Consider the following 13,359-nt stretch of genomic DNA (forward strand, 5'->3'; position numbering starts at 1 on the left):
AGCAGCAACAGGATTACATCATGAAGGACTGGCTCATGCGCAAGGACGTGCTGTGGGGCGCCGGGATGGCCGCCTTGCTGGTCGCCTACCTGGCATTCGGTGACACCGCCGACCCCTGTCGTGACGATCCGGTGCCCCTGGCGGCAGCGGCCGGGCAGGGCGATGCCGCGATCTCCGAAGGCAAGCAGATCACGGTGGCCGGTGTCGTTACCGGCGCCTTCCTGGGGCGGGACGCCTTGAACGGGTTCTTCATGGCGGCCCCTGACGGCCAGGCGCCCGGGGCGTTGTTTGTCTATGCGCCTGCGCTCGACGACGCGCAGCGGGAGCGTGTCCGCCCGGGACACCTGCTACGGGTGACGGGCACCACCGACCGCTTTCACGGTCGCCCGCAGATCGGTTATGTGGATGCCGTGTACCAGTGTGGCGCGCCCGGCCTGCCGGAGCCGGAGCCGCTGGAGCTGCCGCTCGCCGAGGCTGACCGCGACCGGTTCGAGGGGCGTCTGGTTCGCTATCCCGGCACGCTCACGGTGATCGACAATTACCACCTCGGCCGCCACGGCACCCTTGATCTGGCCCCGGAACGGCTGATCCGCCGCCGCAGCGACGACCAGCCGGCAAAGCGTCTCCTCCTGGACGACGGTAGCTACCAGGCCGAGCCCGACCCGGTGCCGTATCTGGACGATGCCAGCGGTACGCGGCGCGCCGGAGATCGCGTGCATGCACCGACCGGGGTGCTGACGTTCGCTTTTGACCGCTGGCGGCTGCACCCGGTGGAACCGCCCCGGTTCACAGAGGAGAACCCTCGGCCACAGAGACCGGACTCCATTGCCGGCGACGTGCGCGCGGCGGCGTTCAATGTCGAGAACTACTTTCTCACCCTTGGCGAGCGGGGTGCTGCCGATGCCCGTGAGCTGGAGCGCCAGCGCGCGCGGTTGCAGGCGGCGCTGGAGGGGCTCGACGCCGACCTGCTGGCACTGGTGGAACTCGAGAATGATGCGGCGGCCGCGGACGACCTTGCTGAGCGGGCCTCCGCGGCCCTGGATGGCCCGGAGTACCGCGCCGTCACCGGCGGGGAGACGGGCACCGATGCGATCAAGGTGGGATTCGCGTACCGCCCGGACCGTCTGACGCTGCTTGAAGGGCCGTTCCGGGACACTGCGTCCGTGCATAACCGGCCACCTCAGGCTGCGGTGTTCCGCCCCGCGGACGGTGAGCCGCTGCTGGCGGTGGTGGTGCACTTCAAGGCCAAGGTCGGCTGTCCGGACACCGGTGACGTGGATCGTGGCCAGGGCTGCTGGAATCGTCTGCGTACGCGTCAGGCCGAAGCGCTGCTGGATTTTGTCGCGCGCAAGGTGGCCCGCACGGGCGTCGATGACGTGCTGCTGCTCGGCGATTTCAACAGCTACGCCGCCGAGGATCCCGTGCGCCGGCTGGGGGAGGCGGCCTACCTGAACCTGGTGGCGGATCGCCTGCCGCCGGAGGGGCAGTACAGCTACGTCTTCCGTGGCGGTGCCGGGACCCTGGACTACGCCTTCGCCACCGAATCCATGGCGGGGCGGGTGGCCGGGGCCACCATCTGGCACATCAATGCCGATGAGCCGCCGGTGTTCGGTTTCGACGGTCGCCTGGCGGGATCCCCGGCGGCCGACGGGCCTTACCGGGCGTCGGACCACGATCCGCTGCTGCTGGGCATCGATGCCTTGCGCTGACGTACGGTGCCGAACTCCGCGGTTATGGTAGACTTTCCGGGCGTTGTCGTGATGAAGCGTCATCAAGTGCCGACTCTGCGCGAAGAATCAGAACTAGACACCAGAGCAGCCGGGGTCCGCTTGCGCCTCCAGAATCGACACCTGAATTTCAACTACACGGCGCTGGTCTATGCGGTGGCCGGTGTACTGCTGATCCCCTTTTCGCTCTACCACGTGATGGTGGCGGACCCGCTCATGAGTGTGGCGGTGGGTGGTGCCGCGGTGGCGTTCATGATGCTGTCGGTCTGGATTTACCGGCGCGGGCATGTGGCGCCGCTGTTCAACGCCGTGGTCGTGGCGACGGCGATTACCGCTGTTCTGGTGTCCATCCACGAGCTGACCCTGGTGGGTGTCTACTGGGCCTATCCACTGGTGCTGGTGTTCTACCTACTCTACAGCTTCCGCATCGCCGCAGCGATCAATCTGGGGTTCCTGGTGGTGGTGACCCCGGTGCTGTTCATGGTCATGCCCATCGAACATGTCCTGCGCATCGTGTCCACGCTGTTGCTCACCAGCAGCTTCACGTTCCTGTTCGCCCACAATCTCCAGCGCAGCGCCCGGGAACTGGAAGGCCTGGCCATGGAGGACCCGCTCTCGGGAGCCGGCAATCGCCGGCAGATGGAAAGCCGGCTGGATGAGGCGGTGTATCTCCGGGACCGCTACGGCCTGCCCTGTTCCCTGATTGTCCTGGATATCGACCATTTCAAGCGCATCAACGACACCCGTGGCCATCTGATGGGCGACGAAATCCTGGTGCAGCTCACGGAGCTGTTGCGTCATCGCCTGCGGCAGAGCGACCGCGTGTTTCGCTACGGTGGCGAGGAGTTCGTGGTCTCGCTGCCGTCAACCCGGGCTGGTGCCGCCACCCGTATCGCCGAGAAGCTGCGGGCGCGTGTTGCCTCCACCCGGTTTCCCGGCACCGACCAGCTCACGGTCTCCGCGGGCGTGGCCGAGCTGCGTTACGGGGAGACCCAGCGCGACTGGCTGCGGCGCGCAGACGCGGCCCTCTACGCGGCAAAGCTGGCCGGGCGCAACCGCGTCAACGTGGCCACGGCCGATACTACGTTCCCCGATGCGGCGTTGGGCAATCAGGCCGTGTGACCGTAATGCAGCCCTTTCTGTTACCTTTGGCAGGGTTGATATCAACGCATTCCAACGAGGAGAGGACAAGCGCCATGACGCGGGAAGTGATCCACACGGATCGGGCACCCTCGGCCATCGGGCCGTATTCGCAGGCCATCCGGGTCGACAATACCGTTTATTTGTCCGGACAGATTCCCCTGGACCCGGAAAGCATGGATCTGGTCCGCGGTGACATCCGCGCCCAGGTGGAGCAGGTGTTCAACAACCTGCAGGCCGTCTGTGAAGCCGCGGGCGCCACTCTGGAGGACATCGTCAAGCTCAACATCTACCTCACCGATCTGGGCAACTTCGGCCTAGTCAACGAGATGATGGAAGAGCGGTTCAACGCCCCTTACCCGGCCCGGGCCGCTCTGGGCGTCGCCAGTCTGCCCAAGGGCGCCGGCGTCGAGATGGACGCCATTCTGGTGCGCGACAAGGCCTGAGCCCGTGCCGGCCCAAGCTGACAGGGACGCGCTGGGCCGGCCGGTGACCAGCCTGCGTGGTGTGGGCGAGCGCCAGGCCGAGCGTCTGGCGCAGCTCGGCATTCATTCCGTGCAGGACCTGCTCCTGCACCTCCCCCTGCGCTACGAGGACCGCAGTCGCGTGCGCCGGCTGGGCGAGCTGCGCCCCGGGGAACAGGCTCTGGCCAGCGGCACGGTGGAGCTGGCGGAAGTCGCCCGAGGCCGGCGGAGCCGGCTGCTGTGCCGTATCACCGATGGCACGGGGGCGCTGACCCTGGTGTTCTTCCATTTCCACCCCGGCCAGCAGAAACGCCTCGCTCGCGGTACCCGCGTGCGCTGTTTCGGCGAGGTGCGTGACGGCCCGTCCGGGCTGCAGATGATCCATCCCGAGCTGGAGATCGGTGCCGATACCGGCGACGGGGGCGATGGCCTGCTGCCCGTCTACCCCGCCACCCAGGGCCTCAACCAGACCGCGTTGCGTCGCCTGGTGGACGGCGCCATTGCGCTGCTCGACGCCGCCGCACCGGAGGAGCTCCTGCCGCCGGCGCTGCACGGTGACGCCGGGCTGCCCACCTTCACCGAGGCGGTGAAGTGCCTGCACCGGCCACCGGATGACACTCCCCTGGCCGCCCTGGAGGCACGCGACTACCCGGCCCGGCGACGGCTCGTGCTGGAGGAGCTGCTGGCCCATCACCTGACGCTGCGGCGCCAGCGCCACCGGCTGCGGGATCGCGCCGCGGCGCCCGTGCTCCGCGGCACCGGGCGGCTGGTCGCGGCCTTCCGCGAGCGTCTGGCGTTCACTCTCACCGGAGCGCAGGATCGTGTCGACCGGGAGACCGCCGCGGACATGGCCAGTCGTGCGCCCATGCTGCGTCTGATCCAGGGTGATGTGGGCTCCGGCAAGACGGTGATCGCGGCCCTGGCCGCCCTGCGCAGCGTCGAGAGCGGCATGCAGACAGCCATCATGGCGCCGACGGAGCTGCTCGCCGAGCAGCATTACCGGAATTTCCGCGACTGGCTGGAGCCGCTGGGGGTTGTGGTGGCCTGGCTGTCGGGTCGGATGCCCGCATCGGACCGGCGGGAAGCGCTGCGCGCGCTGGCCGACGGCGAGAGCCAGGTGGTGGTCGGCACCCATGCGCTGTTCCAGGAGGACGTGACGTTCTCGCGTCTGGGGCTCGTAGTGGTGGACGAGCAGCACCGCTTCGGCGTGCATCAGCGCCTCGCCCTGCGGGAGAAGGGGCAGCGGGAGCATGCCCAGCCCCACCAGCTGATCATGACCGCGACCCCGATTCCCCGGACCCTGGCCATGACCGCCTACGCGGACCTGGACGTCTCGGTCATCGACGAGCTGCCACCGGGGCGCACCCCGGTGAAGACCGTGGCCGTGCCGGACACCCGCCGCGACGAAGTGGTGGCCGGCATCGCCAAGGCGTGTGCCGAGGGGCGGCAGGCGTACTGGGTGTGCACCCTGATTGAGGAGTCCGACACGCTGCAGGCGCAGGCGGCGGCCGAAACGGTGGAACTGCTCCAGGAGGCGCTGCCGGAGCTGCGGATCGGGCTGGTGCATGGCCGCCTGAAAGCCGCTGAGAAGGACGGGGTCATGCGCGCCTTTGCCGACGGCGACGTGGACCTCCTGGTGGCGACCACGGTCATCGAGGTGGGTGTGGACGTCCCCAATGCCAGCCTGCTGGTGATCGAGAACCCGGAGCGCCTGGGGCTGGCCCAGCTCCACCAGCTGCGCGGGCGGGTCGGCCGTGGCACCGCCGCCAGCAGCTGCGTGCTGCTCTACCACGCGCCGCTGACCGAGACGGCCAGGGCGCGGCTGGCGGTTCTGCGGGAGTCCAGTGATGGTTTCGAAATCGCCCGGCGCGACCTGGAGATCCGGGGGCCGGGTGAGCTCCTGGGTACCCGGCAGACCGGGGCCTGGGCCCTGCGCGTGGCCGATCTGGTGGCCGATGGCGAACTCATCCCGCACGTCCAGCAGATGGCGGACCGCCTGCTGCAGGAGGCCCCCGCCAGTGCCGATCCGCTGATCGAGCGCTGGGTGGGCGCGGCCGCTCGCTACGGTCGCGTGTGAGTGGTGATGCCGGATGCACGCACACCGGGCCCATGCGATACTGCCGCGCGTTCTGGGCCCCGGGGAGTGATCATCCGCTGATGCGACACCGTTTTTGCCAGTGGCGGACGCACGATGGCCGGCCAGGCCGCCCCATGCCGCGACCGGTGCGGGACTGGGTCGTGGAGACGGGGTCGCTGACCGCGGCGCTGCGGCGCCGCTGTGGCAGCACATTCAGCGTCCGTGTGCTTGGGCAGGGCTGGCGCCGCCCCGCACTGGATGAAGCGTGGCGACTCCAGCTCGATCACCGGCGGCTGGCCTGGATTCGTGAAGTGGTGCTGTGCTGCGGTGACACGCCATTGATCGCCGCGCGTACGGTCATCCCGCCGGCGTCCCTGGCCGGCGGTAACGATGGCCTGCGCCGGCTTGGCTCGCGTCCCCTCGGCGAGCTGTTGTTCCAGGGTGGGGGGACCCGGCGCGACCCGCTGGAGGTGGCGCGGCTGCGGCGCGATGACTGGCTGGCAGACCGCATGCGGCGTCTCGGGTTATCATCGGCGCGGGATTGCTGGGCCCGGCGCGTGGTGCATTATCTCAACGGCCGGCCCCTGCTGGTTGCCGAGCTGTTTCTCCCGGAGCTGTTGCCGTGTCGAGCGTGAACATCACCCCTTTCGCGGAGCGACTCATTCAGTATGCGCGTCTGGCGCGCCTGAACCGGCCCATCGGCAATTTCCTGCTCCTGTGGCCCATGCTGTGGGCGCTCTGGATCGCCGCCGGTGGCTTCCCTGACCCCCTCGTGCTCATCGTCTTCGTTCTGGGTGTGCTGGTCATGCGCGCAGCCGGTTGCGTGATCAACGATTACGCCGACCGCAACGTCGACGGCCATGTGAAGCGCACCACCCACCGGCCCATGGCCCAGGGGCTGGTGAGCGAACGGGAGGCGTTGGGCGTGTTCGCGACCCTCTGCCTGGTGGCGTTCGGGCTGGTGCTGCTGATGAATGCGCTTACCATTGCGCTGTCGGTGGTCGGGGTGCTGCTGGCCGCCACCTACCCGTTCGCGAAGCGCTACACGCACCTGCCGCAGGTCCACCTGGGCATGGCGTTTGGCTGGGCCGTGCCCATGGCCTTCGCGGCCCAGACCGGAACCGTGCCGGAGATCGCCTGGCTGGTGTTCATCGCGGCGGTGGTCTGGGCCACCGTCTATGACACCCAGTACGCCATGGTGGACCGGGATGACGATCTGCGCATCGGCGTGAAGTCCACCGCCATCCTGTTCGGGGAGCACGATCGGCTGATCATTGGTCTGCTGCAGGGCCTGATGACGCTGACGCTGCTGTTCGTCGGCCTGCAGGCGCAGCTCGGGCCGGCCTATTACGTCGCCCTGGTGATCGCCACCGGGCTGTTCGCCTATCAGCAGTGGCTGATCCGGGACCGTAGCCGCGAGCGCTGCTTCCAGGCGTTTCTGAACAACAACATCTACGGCGGCATCATCTTCGTGGGCATTGTGCTCAGCTACGGCTGGGCGGCGCTCTGACGGCCGTGCGCGACGTGTCGCACCCGGCCCCGGTAGCGTGAGGCCCTTCGTCCATCCGGAACAGGCTGCAGGCCATGGAATTCTGGTACAGCGTCATTGCAGTGATCGCGCCCGTGCTGGCCCTGATCGGCTCGGCACACGCGGTCCTGGCGAAACGGGACTCGCGCAGCGCCCTCACCTGGGTGGCGCTGCTGTGGCTGGTGCCGGTGCTCGGTGCCGGTCTCTACCTGCTGTTCGGGATCAATCGCATCAACCGCCGCGCGGCTGCCCTGCGCCGCAAGGTGCTGGACGAGTTCGCGCGCGATCACGAGTGTGGCCTCACCATGTTGCGCAACCGCCTGGGGCCGGACGCGCAGTACCTGGAGGGGCTGGCCCAGGCAACCAACCGGATCGTGCCCCGGCCGCTGGTCCAGGGCAACAGCGTCGAACCGTTGATGGACGGCGATGAAGCCTATCCCGCCATGATTGCGGCCATCGATCAGGCCGAACGCACGGTGACTCTGGCCACCTACATCTTCGGCAACGACGATGTGGGGCATGCTTTTGCGGACGCGCTGCAGCGTGCCGTGGCCCGTGGCGTCGAGGTGCGGGTGCTGATCGACAACGCCGGCGAGCGGTATACATGGCCGTCCATGGTGGGTGATCTGCAACGGCGCGGGGTGCCCGTGGCGCGGTTCTTCCCCGGGTTTCCGGCGCGGCTGGTGGGCATCAACCTGCGCAATCACCGCAAACTCCTGGTGGTGGACGGCTGCATCGGCTTCACCGGCGGGATGAACATCCGCCACCACCACTACCGCGACGCCGGCCGGAGGGCGACGCTGGACCTGCACTTTCGCGTCGAGGGGCCGGTGGTGCGTCATCTCCAGGAAACGTTCTACGAAGACTGGCTGTTCGCCACCGAGGAAGAGCTGGACGGCCCCGGCTGGTTCCCGGAGCTGACCCCGGCCGGGACCGTCGTGGCCCGGGGCGTGCCCGACGGCCCCGACCACCACTTCCTGACCCACCAAATGGCGCTGCAGGCGGCGGTGACCACGGCGCGGGAGTCGGTGCGCATCGTCACGCCCTATTTCCTGCCGGAGGCCACCCTGGCCGCGGTGCTGAACACGGCGTCGATTCGCGGCGTGACCGTGGACATCGTGCTGCCGGAGCAGTCCAATCTCCCCTTCGTACACTGGGCCATGATGGGGCAGATCCGCCAGGTGCTGATCTACGATTGTCGTGTGTGGTTGACGCCGAAGCCGTTCGATCACACCAAGCTCATGGTCGTGGACGACGCCTGGGTGTTCGTGGGGTCGTCGAACTGGGATCCGCGCAGTCTGCGCCTGAACTTCGAGTTCAACCTGGAGTGCTTCGACCGCACCCTGGCCCACAACCTGAGCGCCCGCGTGGACGAGCGCATCCGCCGGGCGCGCCCGCTGACCTGTGAGGACGTGGACGAACGGCCCCTGCCCGAGCGGTTGCGCGACGGTGTCGCGCGTCTGGCAATGCCCTATCTCTGAAGTTGCACCGTTGAAAAGGCCGCAATCTTGTTAGGGCAGCCCCGTGGAGGGAATCCACGGCATTACCCATACGGTGGACGGAACGCCGGCCCCACGGCGGCTCCGCCATGGAGGGGGCAGGGGCGCGGCGGCAGGCCGCCGCCCTCAGGTCTCCGGTGCGGCCGTGGGGTGTGCCAGGTCCGGTACCGGCACGCGACCGCTGGCATATACTTCCCCCTGACGCCACAGGCGCCACTCGCCCGGCAGGTAGTCGTCCCAGTGTTCGTCGCTGGTGAGTGCCTCGGTGGCGATGACGCTGACGATGTCCCGCGGCGTGGTCTCCGCCTCGAAGTCCACGGTGACATCCGCGTCCTTCAGCCGTGCCGGGCCGAAGGGCGCGCGGCGGGTGATGGCGGTCATGCGCGTGCTGCAGAACGTGAACAGCCAGTCGCCGTTGCTCACCAGCAGATTGCACACACCGCGCTGGGCGTAGGCCTCGGCGCGGCTGACCAGCTCGGCCAGCAGGGCATCCAGGCCGACGTCCGGGGCCAACTCGGCGCGGATGCCGTTCAGCAGGTCGCAGAAGATGTGCTCGCTGTCGGTATCGCCCACGGGCTCATAGATGCCGGGCCGTGCCCGGAACCCCTCGATCTGCCCGTTGTGGGCAAACGTCCAGTAGCGTCCCCGGAGTTCGCGGATGAACGGGTGGGTGTTCTCCAGCGCCACATGCCCCACGTTGGCCTGCCGGATATGGCAGATCGCCGCCTCGCTCTTGATGGGGTGGGTTTCCAGCACCTCGGCGATGCGTGAGCTGGCGCTGGGCTCCGGGTCGTGAAACACGCGCACGCCACGCCCTTCGTAGAAGGCGACGCCCCAGCCATCACGATGCGGTCCGGCACCGCCTCCGCGCTGGCGCAGACCCGTGAAACTGAAGCAAAGGTCCGTTGGCGTGTTGGCGCTCATGGCCAGCAGTTCACACATGGTCGGTCGTTACTCCGATTGGGTGGCGCAGGGCAACCAGTATACCGTCAGACCTGCCACCGGACCGCTATACTCCAGGAAAAAGAAGCCACAAGGCGACGGGCATGGAGGTGTGTCATGGCAGACCTGGGACGCGGCATTATTGCGGGGCTGGTTGCCACATTGGTCATGACGATTCTCATGGTGTTCCGGCTGGCGGCCGGCATCATGCCCTGGTTCAACCCCATCGAGGTCATGAGCCTGGCGGCGCAGACGGCCATGAACGTGGTGGCGGTGGATGTGCTTGGCTGGTTCATTCACTTCGTGGTGGGGATTCTTCTGTGGGGTGGGCTGTTCGGCGTGCTGGCGCGTTACCTGCCCGGCGGCGGCTATCTGGCGCGCGGGCTCATCTTCGGCGTGCTCGCATGGCTGCTGGTCATGGTGGTGCTGTTCCCCATGGCCGGTTCGGGGCTGTTCGGGATGGGGTTCGGCGCCCTGATTCCCTTCGGCACGCTGCTGTCGCACCTGATCTATGGCGCCGTGCTCGGCGCCTCCTTCGGCTGGTTGAAGACACTCTGATCAAGTGGGCTACTGGCCGAAATACTGGCTGCGCAGCAGGGTGATGTACTCGCCTTCGATGGCGAGGAACAGCACCAGCACCAGCAGCACCAGCGGTGGTATCAACACCGCATAGACCAGCGATGGCCGCTCCCAGCGCACGTGCATGAAAATGGCGACGATCAGCCCTGCCTTCGCCAGCATGAACAGCAGCACCAGGAACCAGCGCCAGAACCCCTGCAGATCGTTGTAATCCACCAGGTAGGACAGAAAGCTCAGTACGAACAGCCAGCCCCAGACCTGCAGGTAGAGGGCGATGGGGGGCTGTTTGTGTTCCTCATGCGTGGTCATGGCGGCACCTCACAATAGGTAGAAGAACGCGAAGATGAACACCCAGACCAGGTCCACGAAGTGCCAGTACAGCCCGGCCACTTCCACGGGCTCGTAGTCGCCGCTGCGGTCGTAGTGCCCCTTGAGCACCTTGATCGCCACGATCAGCAGGTAGAGCACGCCGATGGAGACGTGCAGCCCGTGGAACCCGGTGATCATGAAGAACGCGGCGCCGAACTGCGGGGCGCCCATGGGGTTCTCCCACGGGCGCACGCCCTTGCCGATGAGATCGGTCCACTCGTAGACCTGCAAGCCGACGAAGGTGGCCCCCAGCAGGGCCGTGAGCAGCAGGAAGAGCGCGGCCATGCGCCGATTCTTCCGGTAACCGAAATTCACCGCCATGGCCATGGTGCCGCTGCTGGTGATGAGAATGAACGTCATGATGGCGATCAGCAGCAGCGGGAACTCGTGACCGAGGACGGTCAGGGCGAAGACCTCGCTGGTATCCGGCCAGGCCAGTGGCGTGGTCAGCCGCACGGCCATGTAGCCCACCAGCAGCAGCGTGAACACGAAGGTGTCGCTGAGCAGGAAGATCCACATCATGGCCTTGCCCCAGGAGACGTTGCGGAACGTCGCCCGGTCCGCCGCCCAGTCGCTGACCAGGCTCTGCCAGCCGGACTCGCCCCGGCCGGGACGTGTGGATTCGTGTCGCTGTCCGGATTCCACCGCCATTACCCGGTCCTCATGCCATGATAACCAGTACCCCCAGCAGCACCAGCCACACCGTCAGCAGGAAATGCCAGTAGATGGCACACAGCTGAATCGAGAGCTGCAGCGCCGCGCGGTCCGCACCGAGGCGGGACGCCATGCGCAGCCGCGACCAGGCGACCAGGCCGCCCAGCAGGTGCAGGGCGTGCAGGCCCGTCATCAGGTAGAAGAAGCTGTAGGAGGGGTTCGCTGCCAGGTACCCCCCCTGCTGTTGGAGGTCCGCCCATGCCCAGATCTGGCTGCCGAGGAAGGCCAGCGCCAGCGCGCCGGCCGCCAGCACCGCCCGCCGGAGCGCGGGCAGATGCGCCAGGCGTGCGGCCTTCCGGGCCTGCTCGAAGGCGAGACTGCTGGCCAGCAGCAGCAACGTGCTCAGCCACACCTGCCATGGCAGTGCCACGGGCTGCCAGTCCGGCATGTGGCGGCGCATGATGTAGGCCATGATGACCAGCCCGAACAGTGACGCCAGGGGCAGCAGAAAGGTGTACAGGCCCCGTCGCAGGGCCGGACCCCGGCTCACCGGTCCCTGCCAGTGACCAATGCCGGAGCTCGGCTCCAGGCTGCCGCGCTCGGGCTCTCGCCGGACCCAGAAGCTCATGTTGCGTCCTCCCTGTGGCCGTGACCTGGGGCGCTGGTCGGCCGCGGTTCGGTCTGCGGGATAAAGTCCTGCGGCGCCCCGGGCACGTTGTAGTCGTACGCCCAGCGGTGGACTTCGGGCAGTTCCGGGCCCCAGTTACCGTGCCCCGGCGGGGTCTCCGGGGTCTGCCACTCCAGGCTGGTGGCATTCCACGGATTGCCGCCGGACGACCTGCCGCGGACGGCGCTCCAGGCCATGTTCCACAGAAACAGCACCTGGGCCACGCCCACTGCCAGCGCCACCACGGTAATGAACGTGTTCAGGTCGTGGGCGGACTGCGGGATGAAGTCGTAATCGTAGTCGTAGTACCGCCGCGGCATTCCCAGCACGCCGAGATAGTGCATGGGGAAGTAGATGGCGTAGGTGCCCAGGAACGTGATCCAGAAATGGATGTGTCCCAGGCGCTCATCCATCATCCGGCCGGTGACCTTGGGATACCAGTGATAGATGGCGCCGAATACAACGAGAATCGGCGCCACACCCATGACCATGTGGAAGTGCGCCACCACGAAGTAGGTGTCCGCCAGCGGAATGTCCACCACCACGTTGCCCAGAAACAGCCCCGTGAGCCCGCCGACGATGAAGGTGACGATGAAACCGATGGCGAACAGCATGGGCACGGTGAAATGGATGTCGCCCTTCCACAGGGTCAGCACCCAGTTATAGACCTTGATGGCCGTGGGCACGGCGATGATGAGCGTGGAGATGGCAAAGAAGTAGCCGAACGACAGGTTCATGCCGCTCACGTACATGTGGTGGGCCCAGACGAAGAAGCTGAGAAAGCCGATGATGACGATGGCCCATACCATCATGTGGTAGCCGAAGATGTTCTTCCGGGCGTGGGTGCTGATGAGGTCCGACACCAGGCCGAAGGCGGGCAGCGCCACGATGTAGACCTCCGGGTGGCCGAAGAACCAGAACAGGTGCTGGAACAGCAGCGGGCTGCCGCCTTCGTGATCCATCTGCTGACCCATGGCGATGATCGCCGGCATGAAGAAGCTGGTGCCCAGGGTGCTGTCCAGGATCATCATCACCGCTGCCACGAACAGGGCGGGGAAGGCCAGCAGCGCCATGATGGCGGCGACGAAGATTCCCCAGACGGTCAGCGGCATGCGCATGAGCGTCATGCCCGGTGCGCGCGCCTGCAGCACGGTGACCACGTAGTTCAGCCCGCCCATGGTGGCGGCGACGATGAAGATCGCCAGGGAGACCAGCATGGTGAGAATGCCCCAGTCCGCACCCGGCGTGCCGCCGGTGATGGCCTGGGGCGGGTAGAGGGTCCAGCCCGCGCCGGTGGGGCCGTCCGGCACGAAGAAGCTCGCCATCAGTACGAGCACCGACAGCAGGTAGAACCAGTAGCTCAACATGTTGAGGTAGGGGAAGACCATGTCCCGTGCGCCGACCATCAGCGGGATCAGGTAGTTGCCGAACCCGCCCAGGAACAGGGCGGTGAGCAGGTAGACCACCATGATCATGCCGTGCATGGTCATGAACTGGTAGTACGCTTCGGCGTCGATGAGCCCCGAGTCGGGAAAACCGAGTTGGATGCGCATCAGCCCGGAGAGCACCAGCGCCACCAGCCCCACGCCGATGGCGGTGACCGCGTACTGGATGGCGATGACTTTGTGATCCTGGCTCCAGATGTACTTCCGCACGAAGCTCTGGGGCTCGTGATGGGCATGGCTGTCGGCGGAAGCGGAATAGGCCATGGCG

The 13,359-nt window shown here is 67.1% G+C and carries 13 protein-coding genes; 8 read left to right on the plus strand and 5 right to left on the minus strand.

Going from position 1 to position 13,359, the window contains the following annotated elements; all coding sequences use genetic code 11:
- Window positions 1–20 precede the first annotated feature (20 nt).
- The 7 genes from ACNSTU_RS05495 (at window position 21) to ACNSTU_RS05525 (ending at window position 8,417) form a co-directional block, all read left to right on the plus strand.
- Window positions 21–1,709: an ExeM/NucH family extracellular endonuclease gene (locus ACNSTU_RS05495; RefSeq protein WP_290636759.1), complete on the plus strand. Its 1,689-nt coding sequence runs from the start codon at window positions 21–23 to the stop codon at window positions 1,707–1,709.
- Window positions 1,710–1,829: 120 nt separating this feature from the next.
- Entirely contained in the window at window positions 1,830–2,849 is a 1,020-nt protein-coding gene (locus ACNSTU_RS05500; RefSeq protein WP_290632790.1) for a GGDEF domain-containing protein, read from the plus strand.
- Window positions 2,850–2,923: 74 nt separating this feature from the next.
- Window positions 2,924–3,313, plus strand: coding sequence for a RidA family protein (locus tag ACNSTU_RS05505; protein WP_290632787.1), 390 nt, complete (start codon window positions 2,924–2,926; stop codon window positions 3,311–3,313).
- 4 nt (window positions 3,314–3,317) lie between these two features.
- On the plus strand, window positions 3,318–5,408 hold the full coding sequence (gene recG / locus ACNSTU_RS05510; RefSeq protein WP_290632785.1) for an ATP-dependent DNA helicase RecG: 2,091 nt from the start codon (window positions 3,318–3,320) through the stop codon (window positions 5,406–5,408).
- A 134-nt stretch (window positions 5,409–5,542) separates the two neighbouring features.
- The gene (locus tag ACNSTU_RS05515) at window positions 5,543–6,043 is read left to right on the plus strand and encodes a chorismate--pyruvate lyase family protein (RefSeq protein WP_290632783.1); all 501 of its coding nucleotides are present in this window, start codon (window positions 5,543–5,545) and stop codon (window positions 6,041–6,043) included.
- On the plus strand, window positions 6,040–6,918 hold the full coding sequence (gene ubiA, locus ACNSTU_RS05520; protein WP_290632876.1) for a 4-hydroxybenzoate octaprenyltransferase: 879 nt from the start codon (window positions 6,040–6,042) through the stop codon (window positions 6,916–6,918). Before ACNSTU_RS05515 ends, ubiA begins: the two co-directional genes overlap by 4 nt.
- A 74-nt stretch (window positions 6,919–6,992) precedes the next feature.
- On the plus strand, window positions 6,993–8,417 hold the full coding sequence (locus ACNSTU_RS05525) for a phospholipase D-like domain-containing protein (RefSeq protein ID WP_418212165.1): 1,425 nt from the start codon (window positions 6,993–6,995) through the stop codon (window positions 8,415–8,417).
- 144 nt (window positions 8,418–8,561) lie between these two features.
- On the opposite strand, the gene ACNSTU_RS05530 is transcribed toward ACNSTU_RS05525, so the two are convergent.
- Window positions 8,562–9,377, minus strand: coding sequence for a class II glutamine amidotransferase (locus tag ACNSTU_RS05530; protein WP_290632779.1), 816 nt, complete (start codon window positions 9,375–9,377; stop codon window positions 8,562–8,564).
- Window positions 9,378–9,494: 117 nt separating this feature from the next.
- Between ACNSTU_RS05530 and ACNSTU_RS05535 the strand changes: the two genes are divergently transcribed.
- Window positions 9,495–9,935, plus strand: a complete 441-nt coding sequence (locus ACNSTU_RS05535; RefSeq protein ID WP_290632777.1) for a DUF6789 family protein — start codon at window positions 9,495–9,497, stop codon at window positions 9,933–9,935.
- A 9-nt stretch (window positions 9,936–9,944) separates the two neighbouring features.
- On the opposite strand, the gene ACNSTU_RS05540 is transcribed toward ACNSTU_RS05535, so the two are convergent.
- The 4 genes from ACNSTU_RS05540 to ctaD are packed head-to-tail and all read right to left on the minus strand — an operon-like array spanning window position 9,945 to window position 13,355.
- Complete coding sequence (locus tag ACNSTU_RS05540; protein WP_290632775.1) at window positions 9,945–10,265, minus strand: cytochrome C oxidase subunit IV family protein; 321 nt, start codon at window positions 10,263–10,265, stop codon at window positions 9,945–9,947.
- A gap of 9 nt (window positions 10,266–10,274) precedes the next feature.
- Complete coding sequence (locus tag ACNSTU_RS05545) at window positions 10,275–10,976, minus strand: cytochrome c oxidase subunit 3 (RefSeq protein WP_290632773.1); 702 nt, start codon at window positions 10,974–10,976, stop codon at window positions 10,275–10,277.
- 10 nt (window positions 10,977–10,986) lie between these two features.
- Window positions 10,987–11,607: a cytochrome c oxidase subunit 3 gene (locus tag ACNSTU_RS05550; RefSeq protein ID WP_418212166.1), complete on the minus strand. Its 621-nt coding sequence runs from the start codon at window positions 11,605–11,607 to the stop codon at window positions 10,987–10,989.
- On the minus strand, window positions 11,604–13,355 hold the full coding sequence (gene ctaD, locus ACNSTU_RS05555) for a cytochrome c oxidase subunit I (RefSeq protein ID WP_290632769.1): 1,752 nt from the start codon (window positions 13,353–13,355) through the stop codon (window positions 11,604–11,606). Before ctaD ends, ACNSTU_RS05550 begins: the two co-directional genes overlap by 4 nt.
- Window positions 13,356–13,359: the final 4 nt, after the last annotated feature.

The sequence above is a fragment of the Aquisalimonas sp. APHAB1-3 genome, assembly GCF_048323695.1.
Taxonomy (GTDB): Bacteria; Pseudomonadota; Gammaproteobacteria; order Nitrococcales; family Aquisalimonadaceae; genus Aquisalimonas.